The sequence below is a fragment of the Mycobacterium sp. genome (assembly GCF_036490025.1).
Classification (GTDB): domain Bacteria; phylum Actinomycetota; class Actinomycetes; order Mycobacteriales; family Mycobacteriaceae; genus Mycobacterium.
In genome coordinates, this window is the sequence record NZ_DASXEP010000021.1 from 26,792 (window position 1) to 51,294 (window position 24,503).

General features: G+C 66.0%; 21 protein-coding genes. 16 read left to right on the forward strand and 5 right to left on the reverse strand.

What is annotated here, in order from left to right:
- The first annotated feature begins 3 nt into the window (after positions 1-3).
- The 7 genes from VGG53_RS02290 to VGG53_RS02320 all read left to right on the forward strand — a co-directional run bounded on the left by VGG53_RS02290 (position 4) and on the right by VGG53_RS02320 (position 8,444).
- Positions 4-1,242 carry an acyl-CoA dehydrogenase family protein gene (locus VGG53_RS02290; protein WP_331516372.1) on the forward strand — a complete coding sequence of 413 codons (1,239 nt, stop codon included), beginning with the start codon at positions 4-6 and terminating at the stop codon, positions 1,240-1,242.
- 35 nt (positions 1,243-1,277) lie between these two features.
- The gene (locus VGG53_RS02295; protein ID WP_331516373.1) at positions 1,278-2,201 is read left to right on the forward strand and encodes an alpha/beta hydrolase; all 924 of its coding nucleotides are present in this window, start codon (positions 1,278-1,280) and stop codon (positions 2,199-2,201) included.
- Positions 2,198-3,808 (forward strand): acyl-CoA synthetase, encoded by a 1,611-nt coding sequence (locus VGG53_RS02300; protein WP_331516374.1) that lies wholly within the window; start codon positions 2,198-2,200, stop codon positions 3,806-3,808. Before VGG53_RS02295 ends, VGG53_RS02300 begins: the two co-directional genes overlap by 4 nt.
- Positions 3,809-3,895: 87 nt before the next feature.
- The gene (locus VGG53_RS02305) at positions 3,896-4,720 is read left to right on the forward strand and encodes a short-chain dehydrogenase/reductase (RefSeq protein ID WP_331516375.1); all 825 of its coding nucleotides are present in this window, start codon (positions 3,896-3,898) and stop codon (positions 4,718-4,720) included.
- Entirely contained in the window at positions 4,720-6,204 is a 1,485-nt protein-coding gene (locus tag VGG53_RS02310; RefSeq protein WP_331516376.1) for an NAD(P)/FAD-dependent oxidoreductase, read from the forward strand. Before VGG53_RS02305 ends, VGG53_RS02310 begins: the two co-directional genes overlap by 1 nt.
- 2 nt (positions 6,205-6,206) lie before the next feature.
- Positions 6,207-7,079: an SDR family NAD(P)-dependent oxidoreductase gene (locus VGG53_RS02315; RefSeq protein WP_331516377.1), complete on the forward strand. Its 873-nt coding sequence runs from the start codon at positions 6,207-6,209 to the stop codon at positions 7,077-7,079.
- A gap of 312 nt (positions 7,080-7,391) precedes the next feature.
- Positions 7,392-8,444 carry an AraC family transcriptional regulator gene (locus VGG53_RS02320; RefSeq protein ID WP_331516378.1) on the forward strand — a complete coding sequence of 351 codons (1,053 nt, stop codon included), beginning with the start codon at positions 7,392-7,394 and terminating at the stop codon, positions 8,442-8,444.
- Here the strand turns inward: VGG53_RS02320 and mntR are convergent.
- The gene (gene mntR / locus VGG53_RS02325) at positions 8,441-9,133 is read right to left on the reverse strand and encodes a manganese-binding transcriptional regulator MntR (protein ID WP_331516392.1); all 693 of its coding nucleotides are present in this window, start codon (positions 9,131-9,133) and stop codon (positions 8,441-8,443) included. The two genes, VGG53_RS02320 and mntR, sit on opposite strands and share 4 nt — an antisense overlap.
- Positions 9,134-9,224: 91 nt before the next feature.
- Here mntR and VGG53_RS02330 point away from each other — a divergent pair, with 91 nt between their 5' ends.
- From VGG53_RS02330 to VGG53_RS02350, 5 genes are all read left to right on the forward strand, one after another.
- Positions 9,225-10,199, forward strand: coding sequence for a bifunctional riboflavin kinase/FAD synthetase (locus VGG53_RS02330; protein WP_331516379.1), 975 nt, complete (start codon positions 9,225-9,227; stop codon positions 10,197-10,199).
- A 121-nt stretch (positions 10,200-10,320) separates the two neighbouring features.
- Positions 10,321-10,590 carry a 30S ribosomal protein S15 gene (gene rpsO, locus VGG53_RS02335; RefSeq protein ID WP_331516380.1) on the forward strand — a complete coding sequence of 90 codons (270 nt, stop codon included), beginning with the start codon at positions 10,321-10,323 and terminating at the stop codon, positions 10,588-10,590.
- Between the two features lie 308 nt (positions 10,591-10,898).
- Positions 10,899-13,241 (forward strand): polyribonucleotide nucleotidyltransferase, encoded by a 2,343-nt coding sequence (locus VGG53_RS02340; RefSeq protein ID WP_331516381.1) that lies wholly within the window; start codon positions 10,899-10,901, stop codon positions 13,239-13,241.
- On the forward strand, positions 13,219-14,571 hold the full coding sequence (locus tag VGG53_RS02345) for a pitrilysin family protein (protein WP_331516382.1): 1,353 nt from the start codon (positions 13,219-13,221) through the stop codon (positions 14,569-14,571). Before VGG53_RS02340 ends, VGG53_RS02345 begins: the two co-directional genes overlap by 23 nt.
- 4 nt (positions 14,572-14,575) lie before the next feature.
- Positions 14,576-15,598 (forward strand): nitronate monooxygenase, encoded by a 1,023-nt coding sequence (locus tag VGG53_RS02350; RefSeq protein ID WP_331516383.1) that lies wholly within the window; start codon positions 14,576-14,578, stop codon positions 15,596-15,598.
- Position 15,599: 1 nt separating this feature from the next.
- On the opposite strand, the gene VGG53_RS02355 is transcribed toward VGG53_RS02350, so the two are convergent.
- Together VGG53_RS02355 and ald are read right to left on the reverse strand one after the other, a co-directional pair.
- A complete protein-coding gene (locus VGG53_RS02355; RefSeq protein ID WP_331516384.1) occupies positions 15,600-17,042 on the reverse strand; it encodes an amidase in 1,443 nt (480 codons plus the stop codon).
- Between the two features lie 27 nt (positions 17,043-17,069).
- Complete coding sequence (ald, locus tag VGG53_RS02360; RefSeq protein ID WP_331516385.1) at positions 17,070-18,185, reverse strand: alanine dehydrogenase; 1,116 nt, start codon at positions 18,183-18,185, stop codon at positions 17,070-17,072.
- Positions 18,186-18,253: 68 nt separating this feature from the next.
- Between ald and VGG53_RS02365 the strand changes: the two genes are divergently transcribed.
- From VGG53_RS02365 to VGG53_RS02380, 4 genes are read left to right on the forward strand one after another with little or no spacing between them, the layout of a single operon-like run.
- The gene (locus VGG53_RS02365; RefSeq protein WP_331516386.1) at positions 18,254-18,769 is read left to right on the forward strand and encodes an Lrp/AsnC family transcriptional regulator; all 516 of its coding nucleotides are present in this window, start codon (positions 18,254-18,256) and stop codon (positions 18,767-18,769) included.
- Positions 18,770-18,815: 46 nt separating this feature from the next.
- Positions 18,816-19,721: a metal-dependent hydrolase gene (locus tag VGG53_RS02370; protein ID WP_331516387.1), complete on the forward strand. Its 906-nt coding sequence runs from the start codon at positions 18,816-18,818 to the stop codon at positions 19,719-19,721.
- A gap of 14 nt (positions 19,722-19,735) precedes the next feature.
- Positions 19,736-21,517 carry an SDR family oxidoreductase gene (locus VGG53_RS02375; protein WP_414688859.1) on the forward strand — a complete coding sequence of 594 codons (1,782 nt, stop codon included), beginning with the start codon at positions 19,736-19,738 and terminating at the stop codon, positions 21,515-21,517.
- Between the two features lie 7 nt (positions 21,518-21,524).
- On the forward strand, positions 21,525-22,601 hold the full coding sequence (locus VGG53_RS02380) for a PDR/VanB family oxidoreductase (RefSeq protein WP_331516388.1): 1,077 nt from the start codon (positions 21,525-21,527) through the stop codon (positions 22,599-22,601).
- Positions 22,602-22,782: 181 nt separating this feature from the next.
- On the opposite strand, the gene VGG53_RS02385 is transcribed toward VGG53_RS02380, so the two are convergent.
- On the reverse strand, positions 22,783-23,196 hold the full coding sequence (locus VGG53_RS02385; RefSeq protein WP_331516389.1) for a hypothetical protein: 414 nt from the start codon (positions 23,194-23,196) through the stop codon (positions 22,783-22,785).
- A 169-nt stretch (positions 23,197-23,365) separates the two neighbouring features.
- The coding region (locus tag VGG53_RS02390; protein WP_331516390.1) for an HNH endonuclease signature motif containing protein at positions 23,366-24,503 on the reverse strand (1,138 nt) is incomplete at its 5' end.

The following is a 24,503-nucleotide window of genomic DNA, read 5'->3' on the forward strand; positions in this document are numbered from 1 at the left end:
ATGATGTTCGAATGGTCTGACACCGACCTGCTCATGCGGGACACGATTCGGGGCTTCATCAACAAGGAGATCCGGCCGCATCTCGACGCGCTGGAGACCGGCGAGATTTCGCCGTACCCGATCGCACGCAAGCTGTTCAGTGAGTTCGGCCTCGATGTGCTTGCGGCCGAGGCGGTCAAGACGATGCTGGACAAAGAGCGGGCGAAGCAGGAGACGGAGAGCGAGAAGAGGTCATCCGGCGGGTTGGGCGGCCTGGGCGCACAGGCGTCGATGGCCGCCGTGCTGGTGTCCGAACTCGCCGGGGTGAGCCTCGGATTGCTCAGCGCCATCGGTGTGAGCCTCGGTCTTGGCGCGGCGACCATCATGAGCCGCGGCACCCTGGCCCAGAAAGAGCGCTGGCTACCGGAATTGATGACGCTGGAGAAGATCGCGGCATGGGCGATCACCGAGCCCGATTCCGGTTCGGATGCGTTCGGTGGCATGAAGACAACCGTCAAGCGCGACGGCGACCACTACATCCTGAACGGGCAGAAGACGTTCATCACCAATGGGCCGTACGCCGATGTGATGGTCGTCTACGCCAAGCTCGATGACGGCTCCGCCGACCGGCGCAACCGGCCGGTGTTGACGTTCGTGCTCGACGTCGGAATGCCGGGGCTGGCTCAGGGTAAGCCGTTCAAGAAGATGGGCATGATGTCCTCGCCGACCGGTGAATTGTTCTTCGACAACGTCCGGCTCTCACCCGACCGGCTGCTCGGCGAGACCGAGCAGCACACCGATGGGGACGGTCGGGACAGCGCGCGGGCCAACTTCTCCGCCGAACGAATCGGCGTCGCGTTGATGTCGTTGGGGATCATCAACGAATGCCACCGGCTCTGCGTCGACTACGCCAAGACCCGCACCCTGTGGGGCAAGAACATCGGCCAGTTCCAGCTCATCCAGCTCAAGTTGGCCAAGATGGAAGTGGCCCGGATCAACGTGCAGAACATGGTGTTTCAGACGCTGGAGAAAGCACGAGCCGGCAAGGTGCCGTCGCTGCCCGAGGCATCGGCGATCAAGTTGTACTCGTCGGAAGCCGCCACCGACGTGGCGATGGATGCGGTGCAGCTGTTCGGCGGCAACGGCTACATGGCTGAATATCGGGTCGAACAACTGGCCCGCGACGCCAAGTCGTTGATGATCTACGCCGGCAGTAACGAGGTCCAGGTGACCCACATCGCCAAGGGCTTGCTCGCCGAATGAACCCCCGGGCGGCAACAGGCTTGCGACGCGGCGCGATGGCTGCCGTCGAGCGGCTGAGCTATGTTCCGATCTCGCGGCTGGGCTTCAACGTGATGCTCAACGTGCTGGTGTCACAACAGTGGCTGTTCGCAGCGCTGCGCCCGGCGGCAGACTACGTGATTTGTCGCACCGCCCCGGTAGTTCCCGGCGTTCGGGTCAAACCCGTCGCTGCACCGGTGCGAGGGGAGTGGGTGTGGGCTCCGGAGGCCGACGACCGCTCGGGTGTGGTGCTTGTGTTGCACGGCAGCGGCTACCTGATTTGCTCGGCGCGTACCCATCGCGGCTTCGCGTCGCATCTCTCCGAATACTCCGGCATGCCAACCTTTGCCATTGACTACCGACTTGCGCCGGAGCATCCGTTCCCGGCGGCGGAGGACGATGCGTTGGCGGCGTATCGCTGGTTGTTGGGGCAGGGACACGATCCGGCGAAGATCGTCGTTGCCGGGGATTCGGCCGGTGGGCACCTCGCCGTCGGGCTGGCCTTGCGGTTGCGCAGTGAGGGATTGCCGGCACCGGCAGCGCTGGCGCTGTTCGGCCCGCTGATCGATCCGTCCTACCGGGCTTGCATCGCCGACGTGCGTACCCGGCGGCAGCCGCTGGATCCGCGCGCCGCCGCCCGGGCGGTTGCGCTGTATGTCGGCGACCATGACCCTGCGGACCCCCGGCTTTGTCTGCTGAACGCTGAATTGGTCGACTTACCGCCGATCCAAATCCATTATGGCTCACGGGAAGTCATGCGAGCTGACGCTGAGGCCTTCGCCGCGCTGGTTGTCCAATCCGGCGGCCGCTGTGACGAGCAGATGTGGCCCGGTCTGATGCACGGCTATTGGCTCTGGCCGCGCGACGGGGGACTCGCCAGCTTGCAGGTGGCAGGACACTTCCTGCGCACCGCGGTCGCCCAAGCCAACACCGCATCGTGAAGCTGCCTGACTTCGCACAGGTACGCGACCGGCTGGCCGCGGCACGACTGCTGGCGCATCGCGGAATGGTCGACCTGCTCCGGCCCGACGAGGCGGTGCGGGCGTTTCTGGCCATCCGCCGCTACGGTGCGTTCGGCGGACTCGCCGGCCACGCGGCAATCCGTTACGGCGACGCCCCGGCCATCACTGACGAACGCGGCACGCTGAGTTTCCGAGAGTTCGAAAGTCAGTCGAACGCCTTGGCCCGCGGCTTGCGGGCCAAGGGTTTCGGGCCCGGCAGCGTGATCGCCGCTCTCACCCGTAACCATCGCGGGGTCATGATGGCAATCAGCGCGACCAATAAGAACGGAGCGCGGCTGGTTCTGCTGAACACCGGCTTCGCCGGGCCGCAACTCGCCGATGTCTGTGCACGAGAGCATGTCGACGTCGTGCTGGCCGACGACGAATTCCTGGCCCTCCTCGAGGCATTGCCGGCGGAGGTCGCGAGGGTGCTGGCGTGGGGTGAGGGGCCGGCCGATCTGCCGACCGTCGACGAACTCATGGCGGGCCATGCCGGGCGCCCTGTTGCTGCCCCGCCGCGCCCCGGTGGGATGGTGCTGCTCACCAGCGGTACCACTGGAACACCAAAGGGCGCGCCCCGCAACAAGATTGATCCGCTGCAGTCGGCCCAGTTGCTCGACCGGATTCCGTGGCCACGCGGTGGCACGTATTGCGTCGCGGCGCCGCTGTTCCACGCAACAGGATTGGCGACGTGTGCGCTCGGCCTGACGCTCGGCAACCGCGTCGTGCTGGCGCGCCGCTTCGACCCGGAGTCGACGTTGAAGTCCATTGCCGAGCATCGGGCGACAACGTTGATTCTGGTGCCGACGATGCTGCAACGCCTCCTCGATCTGGGTCCTGACGTGCTGGCAAAGTATGACACCTCATCGCTGAAAGTGCTGTTCGCCGCGGGATCTTCGCTGTCCCCTGACCTTTGCCGTCGCACCGACGACGCGTTCGGTCCGGTGCTCTACAACCTCTATGGATCCACCGAGGTAGCGGTTGCCGCCGTCGCTACACCACACGAATTGCGCTCAGCGCCAGGTACTGTGGGCCGCCCACCGCTGGGTTGCACGGTGGCTGTCTACGACGAGAACCGCCGCAGGGTGACCGAACCCGGTCGGGTCGGAACCTTGTTCGTGTCCAGCGGCCTGAGCTTTTCCGGATACACCGACGGTGCCAACAAGGAGATCGTCGATGGCCTGCTGTCCACCGGGGACACCGGGCATTTCGACGAAACCGGCCTGTGGTTCGTCGATGGCCGCGACGACGACATGATCGTCTCCGGCGGTGAGAACGTATTTCCACTCGAAGTCGAGAATCTGCTCTGCGAGCATCCCGGCATCGTAGAAGCTGCCGTAGTCGGCGTCGACGACCCCGAATTCGGCAAACTACTCGCCGCCTTCGTCGTCAGCCGGCCGGAATCAAGCCTGGACGCCGACGACGTCAAGTCGCATGTACGCGCACACCTGGCGCGGCACAAGATTCCCCGCGACGTGGTCTTCGTAGAGGAGTTGCCGCGCAACGAAACCGGCAAGGTACTGCGAACGCAGCTGACCGGAAAGTAAGAAGGTTCAATCCCGTGTCCGAAGAGGTCAAACCGGTGTCTGGTTTTCTCATTATCACTGAAGTGAAACGGTCCTAGCATTGTGACCATGAGCCGCAGTCTGAGTGGGAAGGTCGTGATAATCACCGGTGCGGCTCGCGGTATCGGCGCGCAGGTGGCCCGCAACCTCGTCGATGCCGGCGCGCGTGTCGCGGTGCTGGACTGCGATGTGGATGCCGCGCGCCAGCTGGTTTCCGAACTCGGCGCCGCCGCAGCAGCATTCGACGCCGACGTCACCTCCGCGGAATCGGTGGCAGCGGCGTGTGGCGCCGCCGAACGGCATTTCGGAGCCGTGGACGTCGTGGTCGCCAATGCGGGCATCGGCGGGCCTGGATCGACGGTCGCGGCGGTCGATCCCGGTGAGTGGCGGCGCGTCATCGACGTCAACCTGGTGGGCGTTTTCCACACGATCCGGGCCGCGCTGCCGTATCTCAAGGCAGGCGGCGGCTACGTCATGGTGGTGGCCTCGATAGGGGCGGTGATATCGGGACCGTTGGTGAGTGGGTACATGGCGTCGAAGGCCGGCGTCGAATCATTGGTGCGCTCGGTGCGCATCGAGGTTGCCGGCGACGGAGTCGGTGTCGGTATCGCGTACTTCGGCTTGATCGACACCGGGCTCGCCGACCGAATGCTGACCCGGTCCGGGCTGGGTGCCGTATTGCCAGGACCAATGGGCAGGCCCGCGCCGGTCGAGGCGGCCGGAGCGGCCATCACCGCCGGTATCGCGCGCCGTGCTCGGCGGGTGTACAAGCCCTGGTGGGTCCGACCGATGCTCGACCTGCGGCCCCTGCTGTTCCTCGCAGACCGGCTACTGGCGGTACTGCCGAGCATGCGCCGCGCGATCAGCGCGGGTGACCGTCCGGGGGTGAGCTGATGACGCCGCGACAACCGTCGGTGGGAATCGTCGGGGCCGGTATGTCCGGGCTGTGCCAGGCCATCCTGCTGCGGCGAGCCGGCATCACCGACGTCACCATTTACGAGAAGTCCCACGACGTCGGCGGAACGTGGCGCGACAACAGCTATCCGGGCTTGTCCTGTGATGTGCCATCGCGGTTCTATCAGTTCACGTTTGCGATGAATCCGGGTTGGACGAAGTTCTTCTCACCAGGACCCGAGATCTTCGCGTACTTCCGCCGGCTGACAGATGAGTACGCACTGGCCGATGTCATCCGCTTCGGCGTCGAGGTTGTCGACGCCCGATTCGCGGGAAGCCGCTGGCAACTGACTACCGCTGCCGGAGAGGAGGTTTCGCACGACTTCCTCATCGCGGCAACCGGTGTACTGCGCGAGCCACGCCCACCGACCATCGATGGCCTGGCTGATTTTCGCGGTCCCGTCATGCATTCCGCGCGATGGAACCACGCGGTCGATTTGACCGGAAAGCGCGTCGCCGTCGTCGGAACAGGGTCCACCGGCGTGCAGATCGTGTGTGGTCTGGCCGATTCCGTCGATCGCCTCGAACTGTTTCAGCGCAGCGCGCAATGGGTTCTGCCGCTGCCCAATCCGCGCTACCGCCGCTGGTCGGGCCCGCTGCATCGCAGGGTGCCAACGCTGAGTTCGGTCGCCTATTACGTTTACCATCTCGCTTTCGAGTGGTTGGCTGGCGCGCTGGTGAAACCGGGATGGCGCCGCCGATTCATGAGCAGCCTGTGCCGGGCCAATTTGCGCATGGTTCGTGACCCGGAGCTGCGCCGCCGCCTCACCCCGGATTATCAGCCGATGTGCCGGCGGCTGGTCGTTTCTGCGGGCTTCTATCGGGCCATGCAGCGCCCCAATGTGCGCTTGGTCGACTCCGGAATCGACCACGTCGAACCACGCGGCATCGTCACCGCCGACGGCAGTGTGCACGAGCTGGACGCGATCGTGCTGGCCACCGGCTTCGATGCGCACGCTTTCATGCGGCCGATGTCGTTGGTCGGCCGGGACGGCCTGACCGTCCAGCAGCTGTGGGAAGACGGGCCCCAGGCGCATCTTGGTGTGGCGTTGCCCGGATTCCCGAATTTCTTCATGCTGATGGGGCCGCACAGCCCGGTCGGCAACTACTCGCTGACCGCGATCGCCGAAGCGCAGGCCACACACATCCTGGGCTGGATACAGCGTTGGCGCGTCAATGAATTCGACGACGTCGCACCCACCAGGCGCGCCACGTGCGAGTTCAACGCGAGCATGCGCCGTGCCATGCCGGGCACGGTGTGGGCATCGGGTTGCACCAGTTGGTATTTGGGCGCCGACGGTCTGCCCGAGCTGTGGCCGTGGACGCCGAACGCATATCGGCGCCGCCTCGGCTCGGCACCCGACATGCGTGACTACGAGACAGATGTATCGGCAACCGCGCTGCGGGCGGGAGGAAAGTCGTAAGCATGAGAACAACATTGGACGGGCGGTTCGTGGCGATCACCGGCGGCGCACGCGGAATCGGGTTGGCCACGGCGAAGGCCTTTGCGGCCGCCGGAGCCAAGGTGGCGATCGGAGATCTCGATGCTGATCTGGCCAAGGACGTCGCTGCCGAAATCCGCGGCGATGTTGTGGCGCTGCCGCTCGATGTCGCTGCCCCGCAATCGTTTTCCGAGTTCCTTGACGATGCCGAACGTGTTCTCGGACCGCTGGACGTCGTGGTGAACAACGCAGGCGTGATGCTCACCGGCGGGTTCGTCGGCGAATCGTCGGCCGCACAGGACACCATGATCGATATCAACCTGCGAGGCGTGATTGTGGGATGCAAGCTCGCTGCGGAACGCTTCATCTCCAGCGGCGGCGGAACCATCATCAACGTCGCGTCGATGGCCGGCGTCGCCGGCTTCCCGGGAGTGGCTACCTACTGCGCCACCAAATTCGGTGTGGTGGGTCTGACGTACGCGTTGCGTGAGGAATTGCGCCCGCACGGAATCCATGTCTGCGCAATTCTTCCGGGCGTGGTGCATACCGAACTCTCGGCCGGCATCCAGCTCCCCCGTGGGGTGGAGAACTTCGTGTCCGTCGAGCCCGAAGACATCGCCGTGGCCGTCGTCGCGGCCGCTCGCAATCACCGCGCGTTGTCGTATGTGCCGCGTCGCCTTCAATTCGTCTTGCGGACTGCGCTTTTCATGCCGGAACGGCCGCGCAGATTCCTCGGCAGACTTACCCGCACCGAGCAGGCCTTCCTGGCGATGGATCAGGTTGCCCGCGATGCCTATCGCGCGCGGGCTGCCGCCAGTGCAGAGCCGCGCGGGTCAGCGGGGCCACCAGGCGCATGAGCTCGGCGTAGCTGGTAGGCATCAGTGTTGCGCCCGCATAGGTCATCCGGGCGTCGAGTCCGACCATGATCCGGGAGCGCCCGGCCGCGACGCCCCGATGAATGACCTCGGCGGCTTTGTCCGGCGATGTCATGGCCAGCGCCGCGAAATTGCGATGAAACTCCTCGAGATCGGGATCTCGGAGTGGATCGACTCTGACTCTGCCGTTGCGGGTGATGGGTGTTCGCACCCTAGCGGCATACTGCGACGCTACGAGCCGGCAGTGCGCGCTGGAATGATCCGTACGGACGTCGATTTGATACCTTCGGACACATGCAGGACCCGCCGGTGTCCAGCGAGGACCGTGAGCTTGCCGACTGGGACGTGCCGCGCCCGGCTGCGACGTGCCGGCACCTGCTGGGGGCTGCGCGGCTGCATGACATCGCCGCGGCAGTCTGCCTCGCCGACACCGACTTGACGGTCGCCGATATCGAAAACAACGCGACAGAGGTGCAAGCCGGCCAGGAATTGCGAATGATCCGCAATATTCTTGCCCGCGTTGCTGATTCGCACGAGTTCGCTCGCGACGTCGGATTGCAATACAACTTCGCCAATACTGGGATACTGGGTTACGCATTGCTGGCCAGCCCGACGATCGGCGATGCGGTCAACGTTGCGTGCCGGTACGCGACGCTGTCCTCGACCTTTCTTCGGCTGACGCGGCACGACACCGCCGCCGGCGCGGTCATCGAGTTCGACAACAGCCACGTTCCGGCCGATGTGCAGGAATTCATGCTCGAACGCGACATGTACGCCATCACCAACTTGGCGCCGCTGTTGATCGGACAGCTCGAGTCCGACGTCGTGCTCACCGTCGAAGTGCCGGGCATCGAGCTGCCGCAAGAACGGCTCGAATTCCCGCGGCTGACAATCGAGATCGACACGTCAGCGACGCGCACCGCCGTCGTGATCCCAACGGGGGTGCTGCGACTGGCGATGCCGGCGGCCGATGCCGCGACCGCGCAGGAGTGTGTGCAGCAGTGCGAGGACCTGTTGCAAGCTCGCCGCCAGCGCCGGGGGATGGCCGCGCTGGTGCGCACCCGCCTCATCCGTGATCCCGGCCAACTGCCATCCATGGCGGTGATTGCCGGGGAATTCTGCATCACCGAGCGCACCATGCACCGTCGGCTCGCGGCCGAACACACCAGTTATCGTGCACTCGTCGACGAGGTCGGCGTCACCTTGGCGTCGGCGTTACTCGAGTCCGGCCTCACGGTCGAAGAGACCGCGCGCCAACTCGGTTACTCAGAGACCGCGGCGTTCACACGCGCCTTCATTCGCTGGAGCGGTGAGCCGCCGAGCAAACGTCGTCGACGGGGTCGCTAGCCCGCCACCATCCAAATCGCCTGGGCAGCAGGGCTTCCCAGATCGACCGTGGTGGGCGCGCCATCTGCTGACTCGACTGCGACGGAAATCATCCCGGCGAATTCGCGGCGGGTGAGCACTCGAAGCCGCGAGTCGAGGTTGATGCCGATACTGTCGAAGTAGCGCAGCATCTCGGGGTCTTTGTCGGATATCCGCGCCACAGTGCCGGCGTCACCGTCGGCGCATGACCACAGCTGGCGCGCGGGTGGGGTCGGCACCTGGCCGTCCGAACCCGGGATCGGGTCACCATGCGGATCGCGCTGTGGGAACCCGAGCTTGGCGTCGATGCGCGCCACCAGCCGATCGGACACCGCGTGTTCGAGTACCTCGGCCTCGTCGTGCACCTCGTCCCAGCTGTAACCGAGCTCCTTGACCAGGAAGGCCTCCAGCAGCCGGTGGCGCCGGACCATGGCCAGGGCTGCTCGTCGCCCCGACTCGGTCAAGGTGACCGCTCCGTACTTCTCGTGGTCGACCAGGCCCTGTTCAGCGAGCTTGCGGATGGACTCTGAGGCGGTGCTGGCTGATACCCCGAGCTTCTCGGCCAGCATCTTTGTGCTGACTTTTTCCAGCGACCACTCCTGGGCGTTCCAGATGACCTTGAGGTAATCCTGGGCAACCGCACTGAGCTCAGCCGGCTCCTCGCCGGGAATGTCGGGGGTCACATCGGAAGTTTAAGCAATCCTCACCTGATCTGCGGCTGTCGCACGACCGGGCGCTACCTGGCATCGTAGGCTGGCAGTTGTGCAACGGTGGCGCGGGCAGGACGAGATACCCACGGACTGGGGCCGATGCGTGCTCACCATCGGGGTGTTCGACGGCCTGCACCGCGGACACGCCGAACTGATTTCGCACGCGATCAAGTCGGGTCGTGCGCGTGGGGTGCCGACGGTTTTGATGACCTTTGATCCGCACCCGATGGAAGTGGTCCACCCGGGCAGCCATCCCGCTCAGCTGACCACGCTGACCCGCCGCGCCGAGCTTGCCGAAGAGTTCGGCATCGACGTGTTTCTGGTGATGCCGTTTACGGCGAATTTCATGAAGCTCACCCCGGAGCGCTATGTCCACGAGTTGCTTGTCGAGGACCTGCATGTCGTGGAAGTGGTGGTGGGGGAGAACTTCACCTTCGGCAAGAAAGCCGCCGGCACGGTCGACACGTTGCGCAGCGCTGGTGCGCGGCTCGGGTTCGCGGTGGAAGCCATGTCGCTGGTGTCCGAGCACCACGACACCGAGACCGTGACGTTCTCGTCGACCTACATCCGGTCCTGCGTGGACGCCGGTGACGTGGTGGCCGCCGCCGAGGCGTTGGGCCGTCCACACCGGGTCGAAGGCGTGGTGGTACGCGGCGACGGGCGGGGGACCGAGTTGGGTTTCCCCACCGCCAATGTGGCCCCGCCGATGTACTCGGCCATCCCGGCCGACGGCGTCTATGCCGCCTGGTTCACCGTGCTGGGGCATGGACCGGTGACCGGGACGGTCGTGCCCGGCGAGCGTTACCAGGCCGCGGTCTCGGTGGGCACCAACCCGACTTTCTCCGGACGCACCCGCACGGTCGAGGCGTTCGTGCTCGACACCTCCGCCGACTTGTACGGCCAGCATGTGGCGCTGGACTTCGTCGCGCGTATCCGCGGGCAGGAGAAGTTCGGATCGGTCGGCGATCTCGTCGACGCGATGGGCACCGACACCGAACGTGCCCGCACGCTCCTTTCTGCGCACTGAGCTGCGGATTCAGGACGCACCGGGGCGCGCTGCTAAACTCCTCGGCGACACGGCGCGTGCTGCAGTTCGCGGCGGCCGCACCTCGAGCAATGATCGCGGACCGATTGATGGAGAATATTTCGTGGCGCTTACCGCCGAGCAGAAGACAGAGATCCTGGGCTCATACGGCCTGCACAAGACCGACACCGGGTCCCCAGAGGCGCAGGTCGCGTTGCTGACCAAGCGGATCGCTGACCTGACCGAACACCTTAAGGTGCACAAGCATGACCACCACTCGCGGCGCGGGCTGCTGCTGCTGGTCGGGCGGCGTCGCCGTCTGCTCAAGTACGTCGCGCAGGTCGATGTCGAGCGCTACCGCTCCCTGATCGAGCGGCTCGGCCTGCGCCGCTGACCCCGCCCCCACTCAAGTGGGAATCGCCAGGTCGGCGTGTAGAGTTAACAATGTTTTGGGCCAGTCGGCCCGAGCAAGGTGCGGCGCGCGCGGTCCGTGCGCACCGTTCCAGCGAGGCACAACAGGACTTTGACGGACGACAAGTCTGTATCGCGCGGTCTTCGGTAGTGGCTGCCGGGCTCCCCGGATTCGGGGCAACTCGGCCGCTTCGATCGACGGCCGTAGCCGCATACGGACTCTGCATCCTCCGGGTCGAGCGTGCCCACGCGAAATAGCTGAATAAATCCAGAGAGGCCGCACGGACGCATATGTCTGTAGCAGAAATTGACGAGGGCGTGTTTGAGTCGACCGCCGTCATCGACAACGGGAGCTTCGGCACCCGCACCATTCGTTTCGAGACCGGTCGGCTCGCCAAGCAAGCCGCCGGGTCCGTCGTCGCCTACCTCGACGATGAGACCATGCTGCTGTCGGCGACCACCGCCAGCAAGAACCCCAAGGACCATTTCGACTTCTTCCCGCTGACGATCGACGTCGAAGAGCGGATGTACGCCGCGGGCCGGATCCCCGGCTCGTTCTTCCGCCGTGAGGGCCGTCCTTCGACGGACGCGATCCTGACCTGTCGGCTGACCGACCGGCCGCTGCGCCCGTCGTTCGTCAACGGGCTGCGCAACGAGATCCAGGTCGTCGTCACCGTGATGAGCCTGGATCCCAAGGATCTCTACGACGTGGTCGCGATCAATGCGGCGTCGGCGTCCACCCAGCTGGCAGGCCTGCCGTTTTCCGGGCCGGTCGGCGCAGTGCGCGTCGCGCTGATCGACGGCACCTGGGTCGCCTTCCCGACCGTGCAGCAGCTCGAGGGCGCCGTGTTCGACATGGTCGTCGCGGGCCGCAAGGTCGAGAATGACGTGGCGATCATGATGGTCGAGGCCGAGGCCACCGAAAACGTCATCGAGCTGATCGCGGGTGGAGCGCAGGCGCCCACGGAAGCCGTTGTTGCCGAAGGCCTCGAGGCCGCCAAGCCGTTCATCGCGGCGGTGTGTACCGCGCAGCAGGAACTGGCTGAGAAGGCGGCGAAGCCCACCGGCGAGTACCCGGTGTTCCCCGACTACGGCGACGACGTCTACTACTCGGTGTCCTCGGTGGCCACCGACGAGCTGGCCAAGGCGCTCACCATCGGCGGCAAGGCCGAGCGTGACCAGCGCACCAACGAGCTCAAGACCGAAGTTCTCGAGCGGCTCGCCGACACCTACGAGGGCCGGGAGAAGGAGATCGGGGCGGCATTCCGCACACTGACTAAAAAGCTTGTGCGGCAGCGTATCCTGACCGACCACTTCCGCATCGACGGTCGCGGCGTCACGGACATCCGGGCCTTGTCGGCCGAGGTTGCCGTCGTGCCGCGGGCACACGGCAGCGCGCTGTTCGAGCGCGGCGAGACCCAGATCCTGGGTGTGACCACCCTCGACATGGTCAAGATGGCCCAGCAGATCGACTCGCTGGGGCCCGAAACCAGCAAGCGCTACATGCACCACTACAACTTCCCGCCGTTCTCCACCGGGGAAACCGGCCGTGTGGGTTCACCCAAGCGCCGCGAGATCGGCCACGGCGCGCTGGCCGAACGGGCCCTGGTGCCGGTGCTGCCCAGCATCGAGGAGTTCCCCTACGCGATCCGCCAGGTGTCGGAAGCGTTGAGCTCCAACGGTTCTACCTCGATGGGCTCGGTGTGCGCCTCGACGCTGTCGCTGCTGAATGCCGGTGTGCCGTTGAAGGCGCCGGTCGCCGGAATCGCGATGGGTCTCGTATCCGATGACATCGAAGTCGAGGGAGGAGCCGCTGAACGCCGTTTCGTCACCTTGACCGACATCCTGGGTGCCGAAGACGCATTCGGTGACATGGACTTCAAGTGCGCGGGCACCAAGGACTTCGTCACCGCGCTGCAGCTGGACACCAAGCTCGACGGGATCCCATCGCAGGTGCTGGCGGGTGCGCTCGCGCAGGCCAAGGACGCGCGACTGACGATTCTCGAGGTGATGGCCGAGGCCATCGACGCCCCCGACGAGATGAGCCCCTATGCACCGCGGATCACCACGATCAAGGTGCCGGTGGACAAGATCGGCGAGGTCATCGGGCCCAAGGGCAAGATGATCAACTCGATCACCGAGGAGACCGGCGCCCAAATCTCCATCGAGGATGACGGCACCGTGTTCGTCGGGGCCAGCAACGGCGAGGCGGCGCAGGCCGCGATCGACAAGATCAACGCGATCGCCAACCCGCAGCTGCCCAAGACCGGCGAGCGATTCCTCGGAACCGTGGTCAAGACCACCGATTTCGGTGCGTTCGTCTCGCTGCTCCCCGGCCGCGACGGACTGGTGCACATCTCCAAACTCGGTAAAGGCAAGCGCGTCGCGAAGGTCGAAGACGTCGTGAACGTCGGCGACAAGCTTCGCGTCGAGATCGCCGACATCGACAAGCGCGGAAAGATCTCGCTGATCCTCGTCGACGAAGAAGCCGGAGCATCCGACAACGGCGCACCCGCCGTCAGCCCGGAGACCGCATCGTCGCCGACGGAAGCCGATTCGTCGGCTCCTCAGCGGGCCGGCGACCGGCCCGCATCGTCGCCGACGGAAGCCGATGCCGCGACGGCCAGCAGTTAGCTCGGGGACGCAGCCGCTGCGCCGCGGCCGGCACACCGCCGAACCGTCGGCCGCGTTCCGCCGTACCAAGCTGCCCGGCGGGCTGCGGGTGGTCACCGAATACCTTCCCGCGGTGCACTCCGCCTCGGTCGGGGTGTGGGTGGACGTCGGGTCGCGGGACGAGGGTGCCACCGTGGCCGGCGCTGCGCACTTCCTGGAGCATCTGCTGTTCAAGTCCACCCCGACGCGCACGGCTGTGGATATCGCGCAGGCGGTGGACGCGGTTGGCGGGGAGCTGAACGCGTTCACCGGCAAGGAGCACACCTGCTACTACGCGCACGTGCTCGACAGCGATCTCGCGCTGGCCGTCGACCTGGTCGGTGACGTGGTGCTCAACGGGCGCTGTGCCGGCGGCGATGTCGAGCTGGAACGCGACGTCGTCCTCGAAGAGATCGCGATGCGCGACGACGACCCCGAGGACGCCCTGGCCGACCAGTTCCTGGCGGCGCTGTTCGGTGATCACCCGGTGGGCCGTCCGGTGATCGGCAGCGTGCAATCGGTGTCGGCGATGACGCGCGCGCAGTTGCATTCGTTTCACCTGCGGCGCTACACGCCCGAGCGGATGGTCGTCGCGGTGGCCGGCAACGTCGACCATGACGAGGTGGTGGCCCTGGTGCGTCAGCACTTCGGGCCGCGGTTGGTTCGGGGCCACCACGCGGTAGCGCCGCGCAGGGGCGCGGGCCGGGTCAACGGTCGCCCGCGGCTGACGGTGGTCAACCGGGACGCCGAGCAGACCCATGTCTTCCTCGGGGTGCGAACGCCGGGTCGGCACTGGAAGCATCGCTGGGCACTGTCGGTGCTGAACTCCGCACTTGGCGGTGGCTTGAGTTCCCGGTTGTTCCAACAGGTTCGGGAGTCCCGGGGACTGGCCTACTCGGTGTATTCGTCGCTGGACACCTTCTCCGACACCGGCGCGCTGTCGGTGTACGCGGCGTGCCTGCCCGAGCGTTTCGCCGAAGTGACCCGGGTGACCACCGATGTGCTCGAGGAGGTGGCGCGCGACGGCATCACCGAGTCGGAATGCCGGATCGCCAAGGGTTCGCTGCGCGGCGGGCTGGTGCTCGGTCTGGAGGACTCCAGTTCGCGGATGAACCGCATCGGCCGGAGTGAACTCAACTACGCTGAGCACCGAAGTATCGACCGGACGCTGCAGGAGCTCGATGAGGTCACCCTGGACGAGGTCAACGCGGTGGCGCGCCAACTACTCGGCAAACCGTACGGCGCAGCCGTTCTCGGGCCGCATCAGTCGAAGAAGTCTCTGCCGCAGCAACTTCGAACTTTGACGAGGTAACGCGATGGTGCTGGGCTTCTGGGATCTCGACGTGCCGATCGTCGGTGCGCCGATGGCGGGTGGCCCCGGTACACCTGCGCTGGCGGCGGCGGTGTCCAACGCAGGCGGTCTCGGCTTTCTTGCCGGCGGCTACGTGAGCGCCGACCGGTTGGCCGACGACATCACGGCCGCGCGTGCCGCGAGCACCGGCCCGATCGGTGTCAACCTTTTCGTGCCTCAGCCCAGCGTGGCCGACATGTACCAACTCGACCACTACGCCGAGGCCCTCGACGAGCTTGCCGCGCACTACGACGTCGAGGTCGGCTACCCGCACTTCGGCGACGACGACGGCTGGCAGCAGAAGCTGGAGGTGGTGGCCGATCTCCGGCCCGAGTTGGTGTCGTTCACCTTCGGTGCCCCGTCACCGGATGTGTTGCGCTGGTTCGGCGCATTGGGGATGCTGCTGTTCGTCACCGTGACGTCGGCGTACGAGGCCGGTGTCGCGCTTGCCGCGGGCGCCGACGGTCTGGTGGTCCAGGGCCCGGACGCCGGCGGGCACCGCGGCACGTTTGCGCCGGACATGAGTCCCGGAACCGAATCGCTGATCGAACTGCTCGATCGGATCGGCAGTGCCCACAGCGTTCCGCTGATCGCCGCCGGCGGCCTGGGCAGCACCGAGGACGTTGCCGCCGTGTTGCGCAGGGGAGCGGTGGCCGCCCAGATCGGTACCGCACTGCTGCTCTCCGACGAGGCCGGCACCAACGCCGCGCACCGCTCGGCGCTGCAGCATCCGCAATTCGACGCCACCGTTGTCACCCGGGCGTTCTCCGGCCGGTACGCCCGCGGTCTGGCGAACGACTTCACCCGAATGCTGGATCACATTGCGCCGCTGGGCTATCCCGAGGTCAATCAGATGACCTCGCCGATCCGCAAGGCCGCGGTCGAATTGGAAGATCCGCACGGCGCCAACCTCTGGGCGGGCACGGCGTATCGGCAGGCCGGCGCCGGGCCGGCGAAGGATATCGTCAGCACCCTCGGCCACGTCTGAATCAGCGCGCGACGTCGGGAGTGCGCTGCACCCACGGCTTGGCGGTCTCCAGCTGGCCGGCCACCTGAAGCAGAACATCCTCGCGGCCGTAGGCGGCCACCAACTGCACGCCGACCGGCATCCCGGCGTCGGTCCACTCCACCGGCACATTGATGGCGGGCTGACCGCTCATGTTGAACGGCGGCGTGAAAGGAATGAACCGGAACGCGCGCTCCATGGCTCCCAACGGATTGTCCGGGTCGTTGATGATGGTGCCGAGCGGCAATGGGAGTTCGGCGACTGTCGGCGTGAGCAACAGGTCCCAGCCATCGGTCCACCATGCCTGCAGCGCACGGCGGAACTGGGCGGCGGCCGAGAAAGCGAGTGCGTAGTCGATGGCGGTGAAATGCCCGGCGATCTCGGCCTGTACGCGGTTCATCGGCTCGAATTCGTCCTCGGCAAGCGGTCTTCCGAGCTGTTCCTCGAAGCGTCGACGCCCGACACCCATGTTCGTGCTCCACAGCGTGCCGAAGTGCAATCTCAGCGATGTGTCCTCCAGCGCCGCCGGCCAAGCTTGTTCGACGCGGTGGCCGAGCGATTCGAGCAACGACGCGACCGAACGGGCGGCGGCGGCGCACTCGGGTGCGACGGCTCCGCCTTGCGGGTGATGGTCGAGCAGGCCGATCCGTAGCCGGCCGGGTTCCGCGCCGAGCTCGTCGACGTAGCGGCGTGCCGGGGCCGGCGCGATGACCGTGTCGCCGATGCCGGGCCCGCGGACCGCATCGAGAAGTGTCGCGGTGTCGCGCACCGTGCGACTGACGCACAGCTCGACCGACAGCGCGGTTTCGTCCCGGATCGGACCCAGCGAGATGCGGCCCTGACTGGGCTTCAAGCCGACCAGTCCGCAGCACGACGCGGGAATGCGGATCGAACCGCCGCCGTCGCTGGCATGCGCGAACGGGACCATGCCGCTGGCGACCGCGGCCGCGGCGCCACCGCTCGAACCACCCGGCGAACGGCTCGTGTCCCAGGGGTTGTGGGTCGCGCCCCAGGCCAGCGGCTCGGTGGTCGGGACGCTGCCGAGTTCGGGACTGTTGGTCCGTCCAGCGATCACCAAGCCGGCGTCGCGGAATCGGCTCACCAACGTGGTGTCGGCCGCCGAGATCGTGGCCTCGTTCTTCAGCGCGCGATTACCGTTGGTGATGGGCTGACCGGCGTAGCCGGCGAACAGGTCCTTGATGAGGAACGGCACGCCGCGAAAGGGCCCGCCGGGCAGGGCAGTTCGCGCAGTGTCGCGTGCGTGGTCGAACCAACGGATCACCACCGCGTTGAGCACCGGATCGAGGCGCTCGATCCGGTCGACGGCCGCTTCGAGCAATTCGAGCGGCGTCACCTCACCGTTGCGCACCAAGGCGGCCTGCTCGACGGCATCCATCCAGCGGGTGTCATCGGCGAGTGACGTCACGCGGCTTGTGTAGCACGCAACCGCGCGTCAGGCCAATACGGCGGCCGGGTCAGTGAACGGCATTGCCAGGTCGGCGGCCACCCGCTGGGACAGCAGCGCACCCTCATGCGTCGAAAGTCCCTTGGCAAGAGCAGGATTCGATCGGCAGGCGGCTCGCCACCCGTTGTCAGCGATCTCGATCACGTACCGCATGGTGGCGTTGGTCAACGCGTACGTCGACGTTTTGGGCACCGCAGCGGGCATGTTCGTCACGCAGTAGAACAGCGTCTCGTGCACGGCGAAGGTCGGGTCGTCGTGGGTGGTCGGGTGCGAATCTTCGAAGCAGCCACCCTGATCGATAGCGATGTCCACCAGCACAGCGCCCGGCTTCATCTGTGCGACAAGAGAATTCGATACCACCGTGGGAGCTTTGCCGCCCGGTAGCAGCACCGCGCCGATCACCAGCTCTGCGTGCTTGACGGCTTCCTCCACCTCCAGCGCCGTCGAGTAGCGGGTCTGAACACGGCCGCCGAACAGAAGGTCGAGCTCGCGAAGTTTGTTGATGCTGACGTCGAGCACCGTGACCGCGGCGCCCATGCCGTTGGCGACCCGGGCGGCGTTGTATCCGGCGGTTCCTGCCCCGATGACCACGACCGTAGCCGGTTCGACACCCGGCACACCGCCCATCAGCACGCCGCGGCCGCCGTGAGTGCGCATCAAGTGATACGCCCCGACCTGGGCCGACAGGCGTCCGGCGACCTCACTCATCGGGGCCAACAGGGGCAACGCGCCATCGAGCGTCTGCACGGTTTCGTAGGCGATCGATGTGGTGCCCGAAGCCAGCAGTGCCTCGGTGCATGAGCGCGAGGCGGCCAGATGCAGGTAGGTGAACAGCGTCTGGTTGTTTCGCATGCGCGAATACTCGACCGGGGTGGGTTCTTTGACCTTGAGCACCAGGTCGGCGTCGGCCCACACGCCCTCTGCGCCGGCGATCATCTGAGCGCCGGCGGCCTTGAACTCGGAGTCGGCGATCGCCGAGCCCTCACCCGCGCCCGCCTGAATCAGGACCTCGTGGCCGCGGCGGATCAATTCGGCTACGCCGGACGGGGTGATCGCCACCCGGAATTCGTTGTTTTTGGTCTCGCTGGGGATGCCGACGTGCATGCCCACAATTGTGAAGAAAGTTCAGTTCAGGCGCAAAGATGGCGAAGACACAGGGTTACAGTGGGAATATGGCTGAAGAAATAGCGGACTACCCGGGTGGCGACCGCTCGTCGTCGAAGGATCTTCGGCCGGTGGAACTGGACCGCGCGGACCGGAAAATCCTGAGCCTGCTGCATGCCGACGCCCGGATGACCAATAGCGCGCTGGCCGCCGAACTCGACATCGCCGCGTCGACGTGTCACGGCCGGGTCCGGCGAATGCTGGACGCCGGTGTGATCCGCGGTTTTTATGCCGATATCCGCCCCGCCGCGGTGGGATTGCCGCTGCAGGCAATGATCTCGGTCAGCCTGCAGTCCGGTGCCCGCGGCAAGATCCGCGAATTCATCCAGCAGATCCGGCGCAAACCCCAGGTGATGGATGTGTACTTCCTTGCCGGCGCCGATGATTTCCTGTTGCACGTCGCAGCGCGTGACACCGAGGACCTGCGCTCGTTCGTGGTGGAGAACCTAAACGCCGACGCCGATGTCGCGGGCACCCAGACGTCGCTGATCTTCGAGCACCTTCGCGGCGCCGCGCCCGTCTGAGCCTGGGGGATTCCCGATACCGCGGGTACCGGGTATGCTGCTGGCAATGTTCACGGTCAACGACGAGGCTGTCGGTCCCCCCGAACGGCCTGATCACGAGCGGTTGGTGCTCGAGGCGCGCGACGTCACGTTCGGCTGGGCGAAGCTGCCGTTCCACTACGTGCCCGGCGAGCCGTTCACCACGCACGTGCTGAACGTGCTGCACCTGCTGCTGCCCGCCGGCGAAGAGTACTTCGTCGACCTGTTCAAGCAGGCGTTGCCGCTGATCAAGGACGACCAGCTGCGGCTGGACGTGCAGGGATTCATCGGACAGGAGGCGATGCATTCCCACGCGCACACCGGTGTGCAGGAGTACTTCGCCGCCAATGACGTCGACCTGACACCGTTCACCGACCAGACGAGCTGGCTGTTCGGCAAGCTACTCGGCGACCGGCCGCGCTGGAGTCCCCGGCGGCAGCACAGCTGGCTACTCGAGCGGGTGGCGATCGTCTCGGCAATCGAGCATTACACGGCGATCCTGGGCGAATGGATTCTCGACACCCCGCAGCACGACGCGATCGGCACCCACCCGGTGATGCTGGACATGCTGCGCTGGCACGGCGCCGAAGAAGTCGAGCACAAAGCCGTGGCCTTCGATCTGATGAAGCACCTGCGAGCCGGCTACTCGCGGCAGGTGCGCACCCAGTTGGTCGTGACACCGATGATGCTGCTGATGTGGGTGCGCGGGGTCCGCTTCATGTACTCCGTTGACCGCCACCAGCCGCCGGGGGCCAAGCCGCGCTGGCGGTACTACTTCCAGGCGGCGCGACGGGGTTTAGTGCCCGGGCCGCTGCGATTCGTCCGCGTTATCGGCGCGTACTACCTGCCACGTTTTCACCCGTCGCAGCTGGGCGGCGTTGAGAAGGCAGTCGACTACCTGGCGATCTCACCCGCCGCGCGCGCCTCGCACTGAGCCGAGAGGATCCGATGACCGCCGCTTCGGCTGATAGCTCCGACCTGCCGACCCGCACCACCGTGACCGCCTCGGACGGCGTCCCACTGGCCGTGCACGCCTATACCGAGATCGACCCGCAACGGCCGACCGTGTTGGCCATCCACGGTTACCCGGACAATCACCACCTCTGGGACGGGGTGGCCGAGCACCTAGGTGGTCGTTTCAACTTTGTCGCCTACGACGTACGCGGCGCCGGCGAGTCGGGACGCCCAGCGGGCCGGTCGAATTACCGCTTCCCCCAATTGATTTCCGATGTCGGCGCAGTGATCGACAGCCTGAGGGCCGGTCGGGTGCATCTGCTGGCCCACGACTGGGGCTCGATTCAGGGCTGGGCGGCCGTCACCGACGAGACGGTGATGGACAAAGTAGCCTCGTTCACCTCGATATCCGGGCCGCACCTGAGCTACGCGGGCAGGTTCTTACGGTCGGCGCGCAGTCCACGCGGTCTGCTCGACGTGCTCCGGCAGTTCTTCGCGTCGGGATACATCTGGTTCTTCTTGACCCCCGGCCTGCCGGAGTTGCTGATCCGGTCCGGCGTCGGCGTGAAAGTCATTGACGCCTTTGGTCGTATCGGAAATTCCAGCACCCGTACCCGACCGATCGAAGCAGTGCGATCCACCGGCGACTACGTCAACGGCCTCAACCTGTACCGCGCCAACATGCCCGGGCCATTCTTAGCGCCCGGTGCCAAGCTGCCCGACACCACGGTTCCAATTCAGGTGCTGGTGCCGCGGATGGACATATTCGTCACGCCCGCGCTGCAGCGGTTCACCGGGTCAATTCCGCTGGGCAGCAGAGTTGTTCCGATCGAAGGCGGGCACTGGGTGGTGACCGCGCGCCCCGACGTCATCGCCCGGCTGGCCGGTGAATGGATCGACCGGGTCGTCGGCGGCGCAGCTTCGAACAACCCGAGCGCTGTGCGCACCGGTCCGCGCGACGTGCGGGGCAAGCTCGCGTTGGTTACCGGTGCCGGTGCCGGGATCGGCCGCGCGACTGCCGTCGAACTCGCCCGTCAAGGCGCCGGCACAGTCGTGATCGTGGACCGTGATCTCGCCGCCGCAGAGGACACCGCCGCGGCGGTGCGCAATGCCGGGGCCGGGGCGGCGGCCTATCAGGCCGATGTCAGCGACGAGCAAGCGATCGATGCGCTTGCCGCACAAGTCAACGACGAGCATGGCGTGGTCGACATTCTGGTGAACAACGCCGGTATCGGGATGGCGGGACGGTTTCTGGAGACGACGCCGGCGCACTGGGACAACATTCTGGCGGTCAACCTCCGCGGCGTGCTGAACGGAAGTCGGGCATTCGCAACGCAAATGGTCGACCGCGGCCAGGGCGGTACCATCATCAACGTGTCGTCGGCCGCGGCGTTCCTCCCGTCGAAGTCGATGATCGCCTACGGCACGACCAAGGCCGCCGTGCTGGCGTTCAGTGAATCGTTGCGCGCCGATCTGGCGGACGACGGCATCAGCGTCACTGCGGTCTGCCCGGGATTCGTCAACACGAACATCGCCAAAAGCACGGTCTACGCGGGCATGTCGCCGGATGAACAGGAAAGTGCCCGACACAAGGCCGATGTCGCCTACCGGCGTCGCAACTACACGCCCGAAGCCACCGCGGAGGCGATCGTCAAAGCTGTCAAGAGTGGTCCGCCGGTGCTGCCGATCGCGGCCGAATCACGGGTAGGCTACGCGATGCGCCGCATCAGCCCGTCGTTGCTCCGGCTGTTGGCCCGCTACGATCTCCGGCCCTAAGGCGCCTGTGTCGCAGAGCATTTGGGCCAGCCGGCCTGCCGACATCTATGGTCGCCGTAAGCGGGACCGGCTCTACACAGCGGTGTGGGGACTGGGCGTGCTGCTCGGTGGGCTCTCCTCAGCGACACGGTGGAAGCCCGCGCGGGTGGTGCCGGTGGCGCGCACGCACACCGCGGTCGTCACCAAACGCGAGCTGCTCACCCCGGACGTGGTCGCGCTGACATTCGCCGACCCCGACGGCGGCCTGCTCCCGTCGTGGACGCCCGGCAGCCACGTCGATGTTCAACTGCCCTCCGGCCGTCGTCGTCAGTACTCGCTGTGTGGGCCGCCCGGGCGACGCACCGACTACCGCATCGCCGTGCGCCGCATTGCCGACGGCGGCGGCGGTTCGATCGAGATGCACGACGCCTTCGATGTGGGCGACCCGCTGGTGTTCGAAGGTCCGCGCAACGCGTTCTATCTGGGCGGCGACGAGCGCGACGTGCTGTTCGTAATCGGCGGCATCGGAGTAACGCCGATCCTGTCGATGATGCGGGCAGCACAGCAACGCGGAATGGATTGGCGCGCAATCTATGCCGGCCGTAGTCGGGATTACATGCCGCTGCTCGACGAGGTGACCTCGCTGGCTCCGGACCGGGTCACCGTGTGGGCCGACGACGAACGTGGCCGGTTTGCCACCGCCGACGACCTGCTGGACGGCGCAACAGCTACCACGGCGGTCTACGTGTGCGGTCCGACCGGGATGCTGGAATCGGTGCGCACCGCCCGCGACCAGCACGCGAACGCCCCACTGCACTACGAGCGGTTCAGCCCGCCGCCGGTCGTCGACGGCTTCCCGTTCGAAGTCGAGCTCGCTCGTTCGCAGCGCGTGCTCGATGTTCCCGCCAACCGGTCGGCGCTCGACGTCATGCTCGACAGCGATTCGACGACGGCGCACTCCTGCCGCCAAGGTTTCTGCGGGACCTGCAAGGTCAAGGTGCTCAGCGGCGACGTCGACCGTCGCGGTCGCACCGCCGAAGCTCCCGACGAGATGCTGGTGTGCGTCTCCCGCGCCGCTGGTGGCCGCGTCGTGATCGACGCCTAGGGCGCCGGCGCCAGCTGTGCTGGCGTGCTTGTTGGCGGTGAATGCGAGGGTTCGGTGAACGAGATCGACGCTAGCGTGCTGGTCATTTGCGCGCTGACGCCGATCTCGGCGCGGCAACGTGAATCTCGATGGCGCTTCGTCGCAATGGACGAGCTGTTTATCGAATTAATGACTCAGGACACTAAGGCGCCGGCGTCAGCTGTAAGTTGTTCGTCTCGTGGTAGCCCTGCGGGTTGCCGCAGGCTTGCACGTTGTTGGTGATCAGCACCGTGCCGGCCAGGGTGTTCGGATCCCACGAATAGTGGAAGTTGATCGCGTCGTGAACGTCGCCGCCCTCCTCGCAGGAAACGCCGCCTTTGCCATCCAGCGTCCACTGCCCGTTGACCAGATTCGCCTGACCCAGGTCTTTGATCGAGGCGCAGCCATCACCGCAGGGGGTGATGAACCAATCGCTGTGCACCTGATGACCGTCCGGATAGGTCTCGGTTTCGATGTAGTGGCCGTTCAGCGGGTCCGCCGCGGAAACGGGAGCCGTCATTACCAGGGCGAGACCGGCGAACATCGCGCCGGCGGCTAAGCCGTGTGTGATCGTCATGCTCCGGTTCCTTTCGTCAAGCTGGTCAGTGCGTCGGGCACTGTTGGTGGGTATCACAGGAGCTTCTCAGTTCGCGCGTGTTTGACGATTCTGCTGGGTGAACGCACGATGACGAACGGGTGAGTTTATCGCGTGACGGTTGCTCCACCTCAAGCGGTTGTCCCAGGCATCAATCGTCGCCGAAGAATTTTTCCGGGTGGTGATAATCGTTGGTCCGCCGCTGGCCGTGGTCGAGATGCGGCGGTGGAATCCACTCGACGTTCCCGTTGTCGAGTTTTATTGTCCGCCAGCCCTTGTCGATCATTTTATGGTCGGGTTTGCACGCGAGCGCAAGCTTGTCGATGTCGGTCAAGCCACCGTGGGCCCAGTCGTCGGTGTGATGGACTTCGGTCCCGTAGCCCGGAACGTCACCGCCCGGGGCGGTGCATCCGCGGTCCTTCGCGTAGAGAACCACGCGTTGGTCTGCTGAAGCTATTCGACGCGTACGGCCCAAATACAATGGGCGACTTTCATGCTCGTCGAACACCGCCAGGTAGTGGTGGGCGTGGCTTGCCATCCGGATGAGGTCACGCATGGGAAGCAATGTCCGCCACCGGTTACCGCCTGCCCGGCGGCTGCGCTGAGCTCCTGCAGCGTGGTCGAGACGATGACCGTGACCGGTAGTCCGTTGTGCACTCCAAGTTTCGGATCGCCGAGTTGGCCACGCACCAGCGCGTTGAGCGCGTCGTGCTGTCGCTGAGCATGAGTGCGAGTATCTTTGCCAGCCAAAACCGACGTCGGGTGCGCCTGTGATGCAGGGTATTTCATCATCCGGGTTACACACACCCGGTGCGGCGAACCGGGCCAGCCAGGCATCGAGGTTGGCACGCAGCTCTGGCGAAGCGACCAGCTTGCCGATGCTCATCCCATCGGCTCGTTGCGGCGACCACCTGAAGCCACGCTGGCGTCCCGCCAGGCTTGCGCAGTCGCGGGCGGGGCTGGCGGAATTCTTCGACGGCACCCGAAGGCGATCGAGTCTCAGCCCGCTAAGGGAGTTCGTCGTCGTCGTTGTCTTGTAGGAGTTTTTCGGGGTGGTGGTAGGTGTTGGTGCGGGGTTGGCCTGCGCGGCGGCGGTAGCCTCCAGCCGCGGCGGCAGCGGTTCGCCGTTCAGGGCGTGCCGCGGCCCGAGATCGGCGGCTTCGTGAATGCGCCGCGACGCGTCGGCGCGGCTGATCCGCAGCCGATTGGCCAGCGCTGCGGCCAATTTCCCGCCCAGCTCGGTCTCACTGGCCTGTTCGCCGAGCTGGTTGATCAACGGGTGCTCGACG